Raw genomic sequence first — 14,724 nt, forward strand, 5'->3', positions numbered from 1 at the left:
CGGCGCCATGAGCACAAAACCCATTCACATCATCGGCGGCGGTCTCGCCGGATCGGAAGCGGCATGGCAGGTGGCTTCGGCCGGCGTGCCCGTCATCCTGCATGAAATGCGCGGCGTGCGCGGCACCGACGCGCACAAGACCGACGGCCTGGCGGAGCTGGTCTGCTCCAACTCGTTCCGTTCGGACGACGCCGAAACCAACGCCGTCGGCCTGCTGCACGCCGAGATGCGGCTTGCCGGCTCGCTGATCATGAGCGCCGGCGACGCCAATCAGGTTCCCGCCGGCGGCGCGCTCGCCGTCGACCGCGACGGCTTCTCCAATGCGGTCACCGCAAGGCTCGAGGCCCATCCGCTGATCACAATCGTGCGCGAGGAGATCACCGGCCTGCCGCCCGAGGACTGGGACCAGACAATCATCGCCACCGGCCCGCTGACCGCACCTTCGCTGGCCGAGGCGATCGCCGCCAGCACCGGCGCAGACGCGCTCGCCTTCTTCGATGCGATTGCGCCGATCATCCATTTCGACAGCATCGATATGAATGTCTGCTGGTTCCAGTCGCGCTACGACAAGGTCGGTCCCGGCGGCACCGGCAAGGACTACATCAACTGCCCGATGGACAAGGAGCAGTACGACGCCTTCGTCCAGGCGCTGCTCGACGGCCAGAAGACCGAGTTCAAGCAGTGGGAAGGCACGCCTTATTTCGACGGCTGCCTGCCGATCGAGGTGATGGCAGAGCGCGGCCGCGAAACCTTGCGCCACGGCCCGATGAAGCCGATGGGCCTGACCAACGCGCATAACCCGACGGTGAAGGCCTATGCTGTCGTCCAGCTGCGCCAGGACAATGCGCTCGGCACGCTCTACAACATGGTCGGTTTCCAGACCAAGCTGAAGCATGGCGAGCAGGTCCATGTGCTGCGCATGATCCCGGGCCTGGAGAATGCCGAGTTCGCCCGTCTCGGCGGCCTGCACCGCAACACCTATCTCAATTCGCCAACCCTGCTCGACCCGACGCTGCAGCTCAAGTCGCGTCCCGGCCTGCGCTTTGCCGGCCAGATCACCGGCTGCGAAGGTTACGTCGAAAGTGCTGCCATCGGCCTGCTGGCAGGTCGCTTCGCCGCGGCCGAACGCCTTGGCCAGTCGATCAGCGCGCCGCCCGTCACCACAGCCTTCGGTGCATTGCTCAACCACATCACCGGCGGCCACATCGTCTCGGACGATGAGCCGGGCAAACGCTCGTTCCAGCCGATGAACGTCAATTTCGGCCTGTTCCCTGTGATGGAAGCGCCGAAAGTCGAAGGCAAGCGCCTGCGTGGCAAGGAAAAGACCGTCGCCAAGAAGAAGGCGATGACGGGACGCGCGCTCGTCGATTGCCGCGCCTGGCTCGGCATCGCCCCTGCAGCCCAGGCAGCGGAGTAGGCATCCAGCCATGGCGCCTCCGGAAACGCCACGGCTGAGTCTCAGGGAAATGGAACGCGGCGATGCAACCGCGATCCTGACCGTCTTCGATGACGACTATGCCCGTCGCTTCTATCCGGAGATGACGAACGAGGCTGCGGCAATCGAGTGGATCGAACGCAACCGCGCACGCTACGCGAGCGACGGTTTTGGCCTGTGGGCGATCATCGACAAGGCAAGCGGCGCGCTGATCGGCGACTGCGGCCCAACCTGGCAGGATGCCGGCGGCACGCGCGTCCTGGAAATCGGCTATCACATAGCCCCACAATGGCGCGGGCGCGGCTATGCGCTCGAGGCGGCCCGCGCCGCCATGGCCTTCGGCTTCGCCGAAACGAACGAGCCCCTGATCGGCTCAATCGTTGCCGCCGACAACGCGTCCTCGGCGAGCGTGGCGCGACGCCTGCATCGCGATGTCCGCTCCTACGTCAACGCCCGCGGCCTTGATCGCTTCCTGTTCTTCACGCGGCGCGAGTCCAGCTAGAGCAGCCGTAGTTCCCTGGCCGGTCACCTGCCTTGTAGCCCTACCCCCCGGCAACAACCGAACACACAAACGCGTAGCAAGGCCCGATCAGCTGATTCTGGTGCAGCATTGCCTCAAGATCAGCGACTTCGCTTTGGGAGCGCGACGTTTCGAACAAGCCGTGCGAGCGCGCTAGATCGACCAGAGTTTTCCGATGTCCATCTTAGTATTGCCCAGCGCTATGGACTTGCAGAAATCCCAGGCATCCGACAGATCTTGTTAGATACAACCGTCTTGGGGTGACGATAAACATTCTGAACGCACTCGATTGCAAACACATGGCAACGGCGATATCACCCCCATGGGCAATTTCTTGGGGGATTTTATCTGTGTTTAGCGAGAGCTATCCAGAGTTCATGGTGCGTTGGCATCTTTATCGTCGCTGGAAGCGGCCGCCGAACCCGACGCGAAAGGCAGAATTCACTTTCTACAAACTGATGAATTCTTCGCCTCGAGGTGGGCTGTTCATCGATCTTGGTGCAAATGTCGGGGATGTGACCAACCGTGCGCTTGGCTACGGTATGCGTGTGATCGCTTTCGAGCCCGATCCGGTGGCACGACGGGTCCTAGTCGACCGATTTGGCGCGAACGATCGGGTCACGGTCATACCAAAAGCCGTCGGTGCTTCCGCGCGAACGGCTGTATTTTATCAGAGGCCCGACATCGCGAACGTTGGCAAGACACAATCATCGTCCCTGCTTGAAACCCACGAGCATGCTGACGGCAGCCAGCTCGAGGTGGAAGTGATCAACCTCGTGGAATTTCTCCAAGACCTGCGCGAACCCATTTCGGTGATCAAGATGGATATTGAGGGTGCCGAGGTCGAATGTCTGGAGGCGATGTTTGCGTCAGGCATGTATCGCAACGTTGGCGGCATGCTAGTCGAAACGCATGATCGTCTGTTTCCGCAGTTATCCGAGCGCTTAGCCCGAATTCGAGAGCGGATCACAGCCGAACGGCTGTCTCACATTTCCCTGGATTGGGGTTGATGCGGCGCTATGTCATCAATCTTGATCTAGACACTGCGCGACTAGATTGGGTGACGGAAGCGTTTCGAAACGCAGGAATAAGTTTTGAACGCTATGCCGCGGTGAATAAAGATTTCCTACCCGACGAAGCATTCAATCGCGCATCCGGCAATCCTGACTGGTCTCGTGGCGAGATCGCCTGTTTCTTGAGCCATATCGATGTCTGGAAGACAATCGCCTCAAGTGCCGAACCTTACGCCGCAATCTTTGAAGACTACATACATCTTTCCCCCAGTGCCGCGTTCTTCCTGACTGACTCGTCTTGGATTCCGCCGGATGTGGATTTGATCAAACTTGAAACCACGCTTAATCCCGTCCGTCTTGGCGAGCGGAAGTTCGATCTCGCCGGCCACGGTCTGATCAAATTGCAAAGCTTCCACAACGGATCGGCTGGTTACATCATCTCTCGGCAGCACGCTGCACTGTTGGCGGACTCCGCGGAACAATTCGATAGACCGGTAGATGACTTTATCTTTGATTTGCACAAAGCGACCTGCTGGCAGCTTTCACCGGCCATTTGCATACAAGACATGTTTGTGCCGGGGAGTGGCAAGATAGCCAGCACGCTAGAGCGGGGGCGTCAGGATGCCCGAGGCGCAAAGCGCCTCAAGGTGCGCCAGTCACTTTCTGGCAAGCTCGTGCGCGAGGCGAAGCGGTTGGTCTCAAAAGCAAAGGGACAGCCTCACACGGTCATCCCCTTTTCGACCCAGCCCTAAAGCTTGCCTGCTTGCGCAGCATAACTCCCAACCCCGCGGTCACTCGCCAGGTATTGGCCGTGCCTCGGGCAGCCCCGGCTTGCCCGCCTCGTCGGGATTGCGCCTGACATAGGCGGCTTTCAGGCTCTCCGAGGTCTCGCGCGAGCCATCATGGCTCCAGCCTGGCGGCATGAACAGGTAGCCCAGGCGCTGGCGCAGGCTGAGCCCGGGCGCGAATGCGTCCTTGAACATGCCGATCCATTCGTGGAAGGCCACGCGGACCGGGTTGAAGGTACCGATGTTATGGACGATGCCGTAGCGTGGCAGATCCTCTTCCCTCTCTTCGACGAGGGTGCCGAACATGCGGTCCCAGATGATCAGCGTGCCGGCAAAATTGGCGTCGAGATAGCGCGGGTTGGTGGCATGGTGCACCCGGTGATGCGACGGCGTGTTGAAGATGTACTCGACCCAGTTCCACATCCGTCCGATCGTTTCGGTGTGGATCCAGAATTGCCAGACGAGGTTGAAGCCGTAGACGAAGGCAATGACCGCCGGGTGGAAGCCTAGCAGAACCAGCGGCACCTGCAGGATGAACATGCCGGTGAACAGGCCCGTCCAGCTCTGCCTGAGCGCAGTCGACAGATTGTAGTGCTGGCTCGAGTGATGATTGATGTGCTCAGCCCAGACCCAACGCACACGGTGGGCGATGCGGTGGTACCAGTAGTAGCGCAGGTCATCGAGCAGGAAGGCTGCGATGAACACCCAAAGCGACAGACCGAGGTCGAAGACCCTGAATTGCCAGACCCAGAGCAACGCCGTGTAGGACACGACGCCAAGCAGCAGGCCGGCGACAACATTGCCGGTGCCCATCATCAGGCTGGTCAGCGTGTCGCGCGTCTCGAACTCGCCCTTGGCGCGCCCGGTGCGGACCAGCCACAGCTCGATCAAGATCGCGACCACGAAGAAGGGAATCGCAAGCTCCGTGACCTTGGGAAAATCGTAGCTCTCCATCACGCCTTCTCCCTTGCGCCATATGCGTCAGATTTTCCCGAAACCGCCGCCATCACGGCGCCGGCAGCCTCGCTGTCGGTAAAGCGGAAATTGCCGCCCTTCCAGGTGAAGTCGCGCAAGCGAAGCGACACGGTCCTGTCATCGATGGCATTGAATGCCGATACATCGGCCTCGGTCACGATGCGGGTGAGAAACTTGTCGCCAAGTCCGTGGACGATGCCGACCGTGCCATTGTCGAGCTGCAGGAAGGCCGTGTCGCCGTCTTCGGTCAGAAACACCGCGTGGGCCGTGACGTCAGGAAAATCCGTGGCGAATCGTTGCAGCGCCTGGTCCGCGCCCGCCAATCGCGCCCTGGCACTACCGCCGCTGAGATGCACGGCGGCGACCACGGCTGATATGCCGACGACGACCATCGCCACCAGAATTGGCAAGCTCATGATAACAAATGTCCTCCCGAACCGCTCTTGAGGCGATTTCGGTGGCAGACTAGCATCGTTGACGTTTACGTCAACGACAGTCTAACGCCATCCACGGGAGGCGGTCGCGACCATGGTGAGATGCTTGCGCAGCGAGGACATGCCGTCCTTGCCGCGCTCGACCCGGTCGAGATAGGCGGGCGTCAGCGCCACCGGAAGGAAGGCCGGCCGCAGCGACTGCGGCAGTGCCTTGGCGCCGCGTTCGAAGGCACGAAGATGTTCGCGCGCCAGGGCAATCATGGCCTGGACCGCGACCGACGTTTTTGCAACGTCTGCGCCGGCGATGAACTCTTCCGGCGCCAGGCCGGCAGCCGCGAGGATGTCCCTCGGCACATAGCATTGGCCGCGCCTGCGGTGCACCGGCAGCAGGCGCAGCAATCCAGCAATCGCCTGGGCGCAACCGGCATGACCGGAAAGCTCCGCGTGTTTCGGAGCCTCTTCGGCGTCGAGCACCAGCGCGGACAGCTGGATCAGCGCCGATGCGGTCTCACCGCAATAGCCCTCGAGATCCGTCCGCGACGGCATCGGGTCGTCATAGAGGTCGAAGATGCGGGCTTCGAGATAGTTGTCGAAGGCAGCGATAGGTAGGCGATAGGTCTCGATCGCCGTCATCAGGGCTGTGGCGAGCGGATGCCCTGCGCCCAGTTCCTTGGTGCCCGACGCAATGACGTCACGCCACCATTGCAGCCTGATCTCGCCGGGCATCGGTTCGCTGACCCGGTCGCGGATGGCCGCAATCTCGGCGTTGAACGCATAAAGCGCCAGAAGCGCCGGGCGCTTGTCCTCAGGCGCATAGAGGGCAGCGAGATAACGGTCGCGGTCGGCAACACGCACCGCATCCAACAAGGCTTTCGCCGGATCGTTCGCGCCCTGCACGTCAGTCGACAGCAATGAAGGCTGCGGCGACGGCGCGATCTTCGGCAAGCAGCACGTTGTAGGTACGTACTGCGGCCCCCGTCGACATCGGGTCGGCCGAAATCCCGGCGGCCTTCAGTGCCGCGCGCAGCTCTTCCGGCAGTCGGCGCAGTTCCTTGCCCATGCCGACGAGCAGGATTTCAACATCGCCCGCCTCGGCGAACAGCTTGTCGAAATCGGAAGGCTTGAGCGCCTGCGGATCCACAGGCTGCCAGCCATAGATGCCAGACGGCAGGCACAGGATCGAGCCGCGATGCGACATGTCGGCGAAGCGGAAGCCGCCGTCGCCATAAGCGTCGACGGGCGCCCGTCCGGGGAAATGCGCCTCGCGGATGACCAGTCCTGCCATGGCTTACGACTTGGTCGGCTGGGCGCCAGCCGGCACCGCCGGCTTGTCCTTGTCGTCAGCACCTTCCGGCCGCAGCCTGAACAGGATGAGCAGCGGACCGGCAATAAAGATCGACGAGTAGGTGCCGACCAGGATGCCGAAGATCATTGCCAGCGTGAACGACTGGATGACCTCGCCGCCAAACAGGTAGAGCGAAATCAGGGCCAACAGGGTCGTCACGCCCGTCAGCACGGTACGCGACAGCGTCTGGTTCATCGACAGGTCGAGCAACTGCTCGATCGGCATCTTCTTGTACTTGCGCAGGTTTTCACGCACGCGGTCGTACACGACGACGGTATCGTTGATGGAATAACCAACGACCGTCAGGATGGCCGCGATACTGGTCAGGTTGAACTCGATGCCTGTTACGACATAGAGCCCGACCATCATCGTCACGTCGTGCACCGTTGCCAGGATCGCGCCGAGCGCGAACTGCCATTCGAAGCGGAACCAGATGTAGATCAACATCGCCAGCATGGCGGCGAGCACGCCGATCGTTCCCGACCAGGCAAGTTCGCTCGACACCGTCGGTCCGACCGATTCAACGCGGCGGAAATCATATTCGCTGGCAAGCTCGCCGCGCACCTTCTCGACAACGCTCTGCTCGGCATTGTCGCCGGCATTCTGCCCTTCGACGCGGATGAGCAGCGTGTTGTTGGCGCCGAACTCCTGCACCTGGACGTCGCCCAGGTTGAGTTCGCTCAGCCTAGCGCGAACCGCCGCCGAATCGGCCGTTCCTGTCTTGGACTGCACCTCGATGCTGGTGCCGCCGCGGAAGTCGATGCCGTAGTTCATCTCGACCGAGAAGAACAACACGGTTGCCAGGATCGATGCCGCCGCCGACAGCGTGAAGGCATAACGCCGCCACGACATGAAGGGGGCGCTGGTGTTGTCGGGCACAAAGCGCACGCCCTTCGGCAGTTCCTTGGGCTTGACGCGACGCAGCCAGATCGAAACCAGCCAGCGGGTCAGGGTGAAGGCGGTGAAGACAGTGGTCACAATGCCGATGGCGAGCGTGACGGCAAAGCCGCGAACCGGGCCCGAACCGAGGTAGAACAGGATAAGGGCGGCGATGAAGGTGGTGAAATTGGCGTCAACGATGGTCGCAAGCGCGCGTGCAAAACCCGAATCGAGAGACTGTACGAGCGATCGGCCGAGTTGCCGTTCTTCGCGTACGCGCTCGTAGATGATGACGTTGGAGTCCACCGCCATGCCGACGGTGAGCACGATGCCGGCGATGCCGGGCATGGTCAGCGTCGCACCCAGGATGGACAGGATCGCGATGATCAGCGCCACGTTGGCAGCAAGAGCGATGTTGGCGAGGATGCCGAGCGTGCCATAGGCGACCAGCATGAAACCTACGACGAGAATACCGGCGATCACCGAGGCGAATTTGCCGGCTGCGATGGAATCGGCGCCCAGGCTCGGGCCGACGGTGCGTTCCTCGACGATGGTGAGATCCGCTGGCAGCGCACCGGCGCGCAGCAGCACGGCTAGATCGTTGGCGCTTTCGGCGGTGAAGCTGCCGGAAATCTGGCCAGAACCGCCAAGAATCGGCTCGTTGATGCGCGGTGCCGAGATCACCTGGTTGTCGAGAATGATGGCAAACAGGCGGCCGACATTCTGCTGGGTAGCCTGGCCGAAGCGCGAAGCGCCCTTGCCGTCGAATCGGAAAGAAACAACAGCCTCCGACGTGCGCTGGTCGAAGGTCGCCTGCGCGTCGGTGAGGTTTTCACCCGACACGATGACGCGGTTTTCGATCAGGTAGGGAACGGGCGGATCGTCCTGCGAATACATGACGGTCGAGCCTGCCGGCGGGCGGCCTTGCAGGGCCTCCTGCGGCGACATCGACTGGTCGACCATCTGGAAGGTCAGCTTGGCAGTCTTGCCGAGGATTTCCTTGAGACGGGTCGGATCCTGCAGACCCGGAACCTGGACGAGGATGCGGTCGGCGCCGGCGCGCTGGATGATCGGCTCGGTGGTGCCGAGCTCGTTGACACGGCGGCCGATGACCTCGATCGACTGTGTCACGGCGTTGTTGACGCGGTAGTCGATGCCACCTTCGGTCAGCGTGTAGCGCAGAAGCCCGGCCTCGGGCTCCTCAAGCGACAGTTCGCTCACCGTACCAGTGCCGAACATGCTCGACGACAACGGAGCAACCAACGGCGCGAGCGCCGTCTTGGCCGCATCGATCTCGTTCACATCGCTGATGCGAACCTGCACGGTGGTGCCGGTGCCGGTGAGGCCGGTATAGCCGATCTTGGCATCGCGCAGCAGCGTGCGGATATCGTCGCGGGTCGCCTGCAGGCGTTCATCGACGAGATCCTGCCTGTCGATCGAAAGCAGGATGTGCGAACCGCCCTGCAGGTCGAGGCCAAGCGTGAGCGCGCGCTTGGGAAACCACCCCGGAAGGGAATCGAGCTGAGACTGGGTCAGCATGTTCGGGATGGTGAAGAGAACCCCGAGGAGCACGACGGCCCAGATCGAGATCGTCTTCCAGCGCGAGAAATAGAGCATTTGGCCTCGTCCGATAAGGCGTGAGAGCGGTGCTTTTGGTCCCGCCTACGATTACTTCTTGGCGTTCTGGTTGGCGATCGGCTCGCCCTTGACCCGAACGTCGGAAATCGTCGCGCGCAGCGCCGTCACCTTGAGACCATTGCCCAGATCGATTTCGAGCTCGTGGTCGTCGATGACCTTGCTCACCTTGCCGACGAAGCCACCACCGGTGACGACGGTATCGCCGCGGCGGATCGCCGAGAGCATCTCGCCACGCTTCTTCAGCTGGGTGCGCTGCGGGCGAATGATGAGAAAATACATGACCACGAAGATCAGCACAAACGGCAAGATGCTGACGAGAATGTCGGGCGCTCCCGCGGTGGCGGCCTGTGCGTATGCCGGCGTGACGAACATGAATGTCTCCTGAGAAAGTATCGGGATACCGCACATCGGGACCCCGGAAATGTGCGCGGAATATAGTCGCTCATGCCACCAATGCAACTACGCTTGGCCCAAGCAGCGGCGCTTTTCCGCGCAATTTGAGCGTGTTACAGCGTCGCGCACAGGTATTATCTAGAGACTGACGGGATTGGCCATGGAAAAGACCATCGAAGCGCTCAACTCCAAGCTGGATCTTCTGATCGCTGCGGTATCCAGGCTCGCGCCTCCGTCCGTTCCCGAAACCGACATCGCCACCGCCGACTGTTATGTCTGGGCGGCCGATCCGGGCTTTCTCGAACCCGTCCAGCGCGTCAACCGCGTCGACATCGACCTGATCAAGGGCGTCGACCGGGTCCGCGACATCCTCGTCGACAACACCGAGCGCTTCGCCGCCGGCCTGCCCGCCAACAACGTGCTTCTGTGGGGTGCGCGCGGCATGGGCAAGTCATCATTGGTCAAGGCAGCACACGCCACGATCAATGCCTCGGGCAAGACCGCAACGCCGCTCAAGCTGATCGAAATCCACCGCGAGGACATCGACACGCTGCCCAAGCTTATGAACCTGCTCAAGGCAGCCCCCTATCGCTTCATCCTGTTTTGCGACGACCTGTCGTTCGACCATGACGACACCTCCTACAAGTCGCTCAAGGCAGCACTCGAAGGCGGCGTCGAAGGCAGGCCGGCGAATGTCATCTTCTACGCCACGTCGAACCGCAGGCACCTTTTGCCGCGCGACATGATCGACAACGAACGCTCAACGGCGATCAACCCGTCGGAAGCGGTCGAGGAAAAGGTCTCGCTCTCCGACCGCTTTGGCCTGTGGCTCGGCTTCCACAAATGCTCGCAGGACGAATATCTCGAGATGGTCAACGGCTATGCCAGCTACCACGGCTTCGACAATGATCCGGAGACGCTGCGCGCCGAAGCACTGGAATGGGCGACGACGCGCGGCAGCCGCTCGGGCCGCGTCGCCTGGCAGTTCATCCAGGACCTCGCCGGCCGCCTCGGCAAGCCGCTCAAGGACTGAAACCTCCAAACGAAAAGCCCGCCCCTTATAGGGACGGGCTGATATGGCGGGACTGATGGAGGTCAGGCGACCCGCTTGATCCTATTCGAGGTAGCCGCTCGGATCGACCGGCGTGGAGTTCTTGCGCACTTCGAAGTGCAGCTTCGGCGCGTCGGTCGAACCGCTCATGCCTGACAGCGCGATCTCGTCGCCGCGCTTGACCTTCTGGCCGCGCTGCACCTTGAGCGAGCTTGCGTGACCGTAGACGGTGACGAGGCCGTTCTCGTGGCGCACCAGCACGGTGTTGCCGAATTCCTTGAGGCCATCGCCGGCATAGATGACGACGCCGTTTTCGGCGGCCTTCACCGGCGTGCCTTCCGGCACGGAGATGTCGATGCCGTCATTCGACTTGCCGCCGCCCTTGCCGTAGTTGGCAACGACCCGGCCACGTACCGGCCAGCGCATGCGGTCGATGCCGGTGGCATTCGGCGCTGCCTCGGCCGATTCCTCGGCCTGCTGCACCAACTTGTCCTTCTTCGGCGGCGTGTAGGCCGCGACGGCCGGAGCCTCGGGGGCAGGCTTGGCTGCGGCAACGGCGGGCTTCGGAGCGGCCGTGGCAGCGGTTGCGGTCACCACCGGGTCGACGGCGGGAGCTGCCTTGGCAACGGTCGAGGTCGCGCCGCCAGCCGGCACCTTCAGGGTCTGGCCGATGCGGATGCGGCCGTCCTGCAGGCTGTTGGCCTCCTTGAGTGCCGTCGTCGTCACGCCAAGCTTCTTGGCGATGCGGTTCAGCGTGTCACCTTCGACGACCTTGTAGCCGCCACCGGCGCCTGCCGGCTTGGCATTGCTGTCGGTCGGCGAGCCGAGCTGAGCGGTTGCGGTTTCCTTGGTCTTGGGCTGCTGCGGCAGCACCGCGACCTTGTTGCTCGGCAAGGTGGCCGGCTGCGGGTTCTTGCCCGGCACCTTGAGCGTGTTGTCCTGTGTCGTCTGCGGCTGGGCTATCGTGCCGGTCGACGTATTGTCGAGCGCAGGCGCCAATGCCGGAGCCTGGGCGGTACGAACGGGAGCCGGAGCAAGCGCTGGCGCCTGGGCGACAGGTGCCGGCAGAGGCTGCGACGATACCGGCTGCAGGCTGCCGCGGCTGACCGAACCGGCACTGGCCGAAGCGACCGGCGCCGCCATCTGGGCGTCACCCGGGAACGGCTGCTGCTGTGGCTGCTGATTAATGATCGAACGCTGGTTCGGCGTCGATGCGGTGAAGATGTCATCGACACCACCGCCGCCAAATCGCGACACTCCGGAACTGCACCCTGCTGCCATGCCGGCAACCAGCAGAACGGCGCCACCGCGCGCCAGAGAGCGTTTATTCGCCTTCAAAATACTGAAACGCATCGCACTGACCCGCGCTTTACCCGATACCAACTAGGCTTGATTAAAGCGCGTTAATGTTACTGGTCGGTTAAGAGGATCAAATAAATCAAAAGCTTCGCCAGCTCACGACAAGACGCCCGCCGAGGCAGGCTGGAGCCCCCCGCGCGCAAGCAAACTGTTGCGGATGTTGGTGGTAGCTGGCCTAGATGACGGCGGCGACGCCGCGGGCCAGCGGCTGCAGGCGGACGACGCCGAGATCCTCGCGCTCGAAGCGGCTGCCGATCTTGGTAAGCTTGCACAGCACTTGCTCGCCCTCTTCCGGGCCGATAGGCGCGATCATTGTGCCGCCGCTCGACAATTGGTCGACGAACATGCGCGGATGACTGTCAAAGGCAGCCCAGACGACGATGCGGTCGAATGGCCCCTCGCCCGGTAGACCGTTCGACCCGTCGGCCTGACGAACCAGCGCATTGCCAAGGCCGAGCATCTCGAAGCGCTGGCGCGCCAGTTCGGTCAGGGTCTTGAAACGCTCGACGGTGACGACACGGCCGGCAAGCCGCGCCATGACGGCCGCCGTGTAGCCCGAACCGGTGCCGACTTCGAGGACGCGGTTGCCCTGCTCAATGTTGAGCGCTGAAATGACCGCTGCCTGGAGATCGGCGCCTTCAATGGCCTCGCCGCACTCGATCGGCAGCATGCGATCTGACCAGGCAATGGAATGGAACTGGCCGGCCAGGAAATCGCGGCGGGGCGTCGCCTCGAAGGCGGCTATCAGGTTTTTCGGAACGATGCCGCGCCCGCGCAGGCGAAGAAGAAAGGCGGCGAAGCCCTCACGGTCGTCCGGCATCATGTTCATGCAATAGCCTTGGCCAATTGATCGCGCAGCTCATGCGCCGTCATGTCGAGCTTGAGCGGTGTGACCGAAATCTGCTTGTTGCGCACGGCATGCAGGTCGGTTCCCGGCTTCACTTCCGGCTCGTCGCGGCCGAAACGCAGCCAGTAGTAAGGCAGGCTGCGGCCGTCCCGGCGCTCTTCGACCCAGATGCCATACGCAAGCTTGCCCTGGCTGGCGACGACGGGTCCGGTGACCTCGTCGGGCGGGCAATTCGGGAAGTTGACGTTGAGCAGCACGCCAATCGGCAGTTCGGTGGCGATCAGCTTGCGCAGAAGTGCCGGGGCCAGCGCCTCGGCAGTCTCGTAGGGTACGATGCGCTCGTCGTTCTCATAGATGTATGCTTGGCTCAGCGCGATCGAGCGGATGCCGATCAAAGCACCTTCCATGGCGCCCGCCACCGTGCCCGAATAGGTCACGTCGTCGGCGACGTTCAGGCCCGAATTGATGCCGGAAAGGATCAGGTCCGGCGGCTCGGGCAGGATCTTGCGCGCGCCCATGATGACGCAATCGGTCGGCGTGCCGTTCACTGCGTAGTGCTTGTCGCTGACCTTGCGCAGCCGAAGCGGCTCCGAGATCGACAGCGAATGGGCATAGCCCGACTGGTCGGTCTCCGGCGCCACCACCCAGACGTCATCGGACAGCTGGTTGGCGATCCGCTCCAGGACAGCCAAGCCCTCTGCATAGATGCCGTCGTCGTTGGTCAGCAGAATGCGCATGTCACTTCGCTTCGATCTTGGTCAGGCCACCCATGTAAGGCAGCAGCGCTTCAGGAATCGTTACGCTGCCATCCTCGTTCTGGTAATTCTCGATGACGGCGATCAGCGCACGGCCGACGGCAACGCCCGAACCATTGAGCGTGTGCACGAAACGCGTGCCCTTCTCTTCCTTCGGACGATAGCGGGCGTCCATGCGGCGCGCCTGGAAGTCGCCGCAGACCGAGCAGGACGAGATTTCGCGATAGGTGTTCTGGCCGGGAAGCCAAACCTCGATGTCGTGTGTCTTGCGCGCGCCAAAGCCCATGTCGCCGGTGCACAGCACCATGGTGCGGAACGGCAGGCCGAGGCGCTTCAACACCTCTTCGGCGCATTCGGTCATGCGGTCGTGTTCGGCCAGCGCGCTGTCGGCGTCGGTAATCGAGACTAGCTCGACCTTGTAGAACTGGTGCTGGCGCAGCATGCCGCGCGTGTCGCGCCCGGCCGAACCTGCCTCCGAACGGAAGCACGGCGTCAGCGCCGTCATGCGCAGCGGCAGCTGCTCGTTCGCCAGGATTTCCTCACGCACCAGATTGGTCAGCGGCACTTCTGCAGTCGGGATCAGGCCGAGGCGGCTCTCGCCATGCGGCACGAAGAACAGGTCTTCCTCGAACTTGGGCAGCTGGTTGGTGCCGAACAGCACCTCGTCGCGCACCAGAAGCGGCGGTTGCACTTCGGTGTAGCCGTGTTCCGACGTGTGCAGGTCGAGCATGAACTGGCCGAGCGCGCGTTCGAGCCGGGCAAGCTGGCCCTTGAGCACGGTGAAGCGCGCACCGGAGAGCTTGGCGGCGCGCTCGAAATCCATCAGGCCGAGCGCCTCGCCGATCTCGAAATGCTCCTTCACCCAGTTCGGGCGCGGCAGCACCTTGCCAACCGTGCGCAGCACGACGTTGGCGGTTTCGTCCTTGCCGACGGGCACGTCTTCGAGCGGCACGTTCGGGATCACCGCAAGGGCTGCGTCGAGCGCCTTGTCGAGCTCGCGCTCGCGGCCTTCGCCGTCCTGGATGAAGCCCTTGATCTCGGCGACTTCGGTTTTCAGCTTCTCGGCAAGGGCGGAATCACCATTGCGCATGGCGTTGCCGATCTCTTTCGAGGCGGCGTTGCGGCGCTCCTGCGCCTCCTGCAGCTTCGAGACATGGGCGCGCCGCACCTCGTCCTTGGCGATCAGGTCCTCGACCGTCGACTTCGCCGCATCCGCCGACTGACTGCGCTTCATCAGCGCTTCGATCAGAGCTTCAGGGTTCTCGCGAATCCATTTGATATCAAGCATTTAA

15 protein-coding genes are annotated in these 14,724 nt (G+C 62.6%); 5 read left to right on the top strand and 10 right to left on the bottom strand.

The features are described from left to right. The first annotated feature begins 7 nt into the window (after positions 1-7). The 4 genes from trmFO (at position 8) to ACSQ3E_RS13340 (ending at position 3,720) form a co-directional block, all read left to right on the top strand. Positions 8-1,417: a methylenetetrahydrofolate--tRNA-(uracil(54)-C(5))-methyltransferase (FADH(2)-oxidizing) TrmFO gene (gene trmFO / locus ACSQ3E_RS13325; RefSeq protein ID WP_310329080.1), complete on the top strand. Its 1,410-nt coding sequence runs from the start codon at positions 8-10 to the stop codon at positions 1,415-1,417. A gap of 10 nt (positions 1,418-1,427) precedes the next feature. Continuing rightward, positions 1,428-1,937: a GNAT family N-acetyltransferase gene (locus ACSQ3E_RS13330; protein WP_436123049.1), complete on the top strand. Its 510-nt coding sequence runs from the start codon at positions 1,428-1,430 to the stop codon at positions 1,935-1,937. A gap of 278 nt (positions 1,938-2,215) precedes the next feature. Continuing rightward, entirely contained in the window at positions 2,216-2,965 is a 750-nt protein-coding gene (locus ACSQ3E_RS13335) for an FkbM family methyltransferase (protein WP_436123050.1), read from the top strand. Then, the gene (locus ACSQ3E_RS13340; RefSeq protein WP_436123051.1) at positions 2,965-3,720 is read left to right on the top strand and encodes a glycosyltransferase family 25 protein; all 756 of its coding nucleotides are present in this window, start codon (positions 2,965-2,967) and stop codon (positions 3,718-3,720) included. Before ACSQ3E_RS13335 ends, ACSQ3E_RS13340 begins: the two co-directional genes overlap by 1 nt. Positions 3,721-3,759: 39 nt before the next feature. Here the strand turns inward: ACSQ3E_RS13340 and ACSQ3E_RS13345 are convergent, their stop codons facing one another. The 6 genes from ACSQ3E_RS13345 to yajC all read right to left on the bottom strand — a co-directional run bounded on the left by ACSQ3E_RS13345 (position 3,760) and on the right by yajC (position 9,399). Further along, a complete protein-coding gene (locus ACSQ3E_RS13345; protein WP_436123052.1) occupies positions 3,760-4,710 on the bottom strand; it encodes a sterol desaturase family protein in 951 nt (316 codons plus the stop codon). After that, a complete protein-coding gene (locus ACSQ3E_RS13350) occupies positions 4,710-5,147 on the bottom strand; it encodes a hypothetical protein (protein ID WP_436123053.1) in 438 nt (145 codons plus the stop codon). Before ACSQ3E_RS13350 ends, ACSQ3E_RS13345 begins: the two co-directional genes overlap by 1 nt. Positions 5,148-5,228: 81 nt before the next feature. Continuing rightward, the gene (locus ACSQ3E_RS13355) at positions 5,229-6,029 is read right to left on the bottom strand and encodes a phytoene/squalene synthase family protein (protein WP_436123054.1); all 801 of its coding nucleotides are present in this window, start codon (positions 6,027-6,029) and stop codon (positions 5,229-5,231) included. 34 nt (positions 6,030-6,063) lie between these two features. Further along, complete coding sequence (locus tag ACSQ3E_RS13360) at positions 6,064-6,450, bottom strand: Mth938-like domain-containing protein (RefSeq protein ID WP_436123055.1); 387 nt, start codon at positions 6,448-6,450, stop codon at positions 6,064-6,066. Between the two features lie 3 nt (positions 6,451-6,453). Further along, positions 6,454-9,006 carry a protein translocase subunit SecDF gene (secDF, locus tag ACSQ3E_RS13365; protein WP_436123056.1) on the bottom strand — a complete coding sequence of 851 codons (2,553 nt, stop codon included), beginning with the start codon at positions 9,004-9,006 and terminating at the stop codon, positions 6,454-6,456. Positions 9,007-9,057: 51 nt separating this feature from the next. After that, positions 9,058-9,399: a preprotein translocase subunit YajC gene (gene yajC, locus ACSQ3E_RS13370; RefSeq protein ID WP_310329096.1), complete on the bottom strand. Its 342-nt coding sequence runs from the start codon at positions 9,397-9,399 to the stop codon at positions 9,058-9,060. Positions 9,400-9,580: 181 nt separating this feature from the next. On the opposite strand from yajC, the gene ACSQ3E_RS13375 reads away from it, so the two are divergent. Then, positions 9,581-10,453 carry an ATP-binding protein gene (locus ACSQ3E_RS13375; protein WP_436123057.1) on the top strand — a complete coding sequence of 291 codons (873 nt, stop codon included), beginning with the start codon at positions 9,581-9,583 and terminating at the stop codon, positions 10,451-10,453. 81 nt (positions 10,454-10,534) lie between these two features. Here ACSQ3E_RS13375 and ACSQ3E_RS13380 read toward each other — a convergent pair whose 3' ends face one another. From ACSQ3E_RS13380 to serS, 4 genes are all read right to left on the bottom strand, one after another. Continuing rightward, positions 10,535-11,824, bottom strand: coding sequence for a peptidoglycan DD-metalloendopeptidase family protein (locus tag ACSQ3E_RS13380; RefSeq protein ID WP_436123058.1), 1,290 nt, complete (start codon positions 11,822-11,824; stop codon positions 10,535-10,537). A 181-nt stretch (positions 11,825-12,005) separates the two neighbouring features. Next, on the bottom strand, positions 12,006-12,659 hold the full coding sequence (locus ACSQ3E_RS13385; RefSeq protein WP_115732232.1) for a protein-L-isoaspartate(D-aspartate) O-methyltransferase: 654 nt from the start codon (positions 12,657-12,659) through the stop codon (positions 12,006-12,008). Further along, the gene (gene surE, locus ACSQ3E_RS13390; RefSeq protein ID WP_436123059.1) at positions 12,656-13,414 is read right to left on the bottom strand and encodes a 5'/3'-nucleotidase SurE; all 759 of its coding nucleotides are present in this window, start codon (positions 13,412-13,414) and stop codon (positions 12,656-12,658) included. The genes ACSQ3E_RS13385 and surE overlap by 4 nt, the downstream gene beginning before the upstream one ends. A gap of 1 nt (position 13,415) precedes the next feature. Then, positions 13,416-14,720 (bottom strand): serine--tRNA ligase, encoded by a 1,305-nt coding sequence (gene serS / locus ACSQ3E_RS13395; RefSeq protein WP_436123060.1) that lies wholly within the window; start codon positions 14,718-14,720, stop codon positions 13,416-13,418. Positions 14,721-14,724: the final 4 nt, after the last annotated feature.

It is taken from the genome of Aminobacter sp. LjRoot7 (genome assembly GCF_964252895.1).
Taxonomy (GTDB): Bacteria; Pseudomonadota; Alphaproteobacteria; order Rhizobiales; family Rhizobiaceae; genus Aminobacter; species Aminobacter aminovorans_B.

Bases quoted from the DNA above. Each gene is read 5' to 3' on its own strand.
- ACSQ3E_RS13350 (WP_436123053.1), bottom strand. From the start codon at position 5,147: ATGAGCTTGCCAATTCTGGTGGCGATGGTCGTCGTCGGCATATCAGCC.
- ACSQ3E_RS13375 (WP_436123057.1), top strand. From the start codon at position 9,581: ATGGAAAAGACCATCGAAGCGCTCAACTCCAAGCTGGATCTTCTGATC.
- yajC (WP_310329096.1), bottom strand. From the start codon at position 9,399: ATGTTCGTCACGCCGGCATACGCACAGGCCGCCACCGCGGGAGCGCCC.
- ACSQ3E_RS13360 (WP_436123055.1), bottom strand. From the start codon at position 6,450: ATGGCAGGACTGGTCATCCGCGAGGCGCATTTCCCCGGACGGGCGCCC.
- trmFO (WP_310329080.1), top strand. From the start codon at position 8: ATGAGCACAAAACCCATTCACATCATCGGCGGCGGTCTCGCCGGATCG.
- surE (WP_436123059.1), bottom strand. From the start codon at position 13,414: ATGCGCATTCTGCTGACCAACGACGACGGCATCTATGCAGAGGGCTTG.
- ACSQ3E_RS13340 (WP_436123051.1), top strand. From the start codon at position 2,965: ATGCGGCGCTATGTCATCAATCTTGATCTAGACACTGCGCGACTAGAT.
- ACSQ3E_RS13380 (WP_436123058.1), bottom strand. From the start codon at position 11,824: ATGCGTTTCAGTATTTTGAAGGCGAATAAACGCTCTCTGGCGCGCGGT.
- ACSQ3E_RS13385 (WP_115732232.1), bottom strand. From the start codon at position 12,659: ATGAACATGATGCCGGACGACCGTGAGGGCTTCGCCGCCTTTCTTCTT.
- serS (WP_436123060.1), bottom strand. From the start codon at position 14,720: ATGCTTGATATCAAATGGATTCGCGAGAACCCTGAAGCTCTGATCGAA.
- ACSQ3E_RS13330 (WP_436123049.1), top strand. From the start codon at position 1,428: ATGGCGCCTCCGGAAACGCCACGGCTGAGTCTCAGGGAAATGGAACGC.
- ACSQ3E_RS13345 (WP_436123052.1), bottom strand. From the start codon at position 4,710: ATGGAGAGCTACGATTTTCCCAAGGTCACGGAGCTTGCGATTCCCTTC.
- secDF (WP_436123056.1), bottom strand. From the start codon at position 9,006: ATGCTCTATTTCTCGCGCTGGAAGACGATCTCGATCTGGGCCGTCGTG.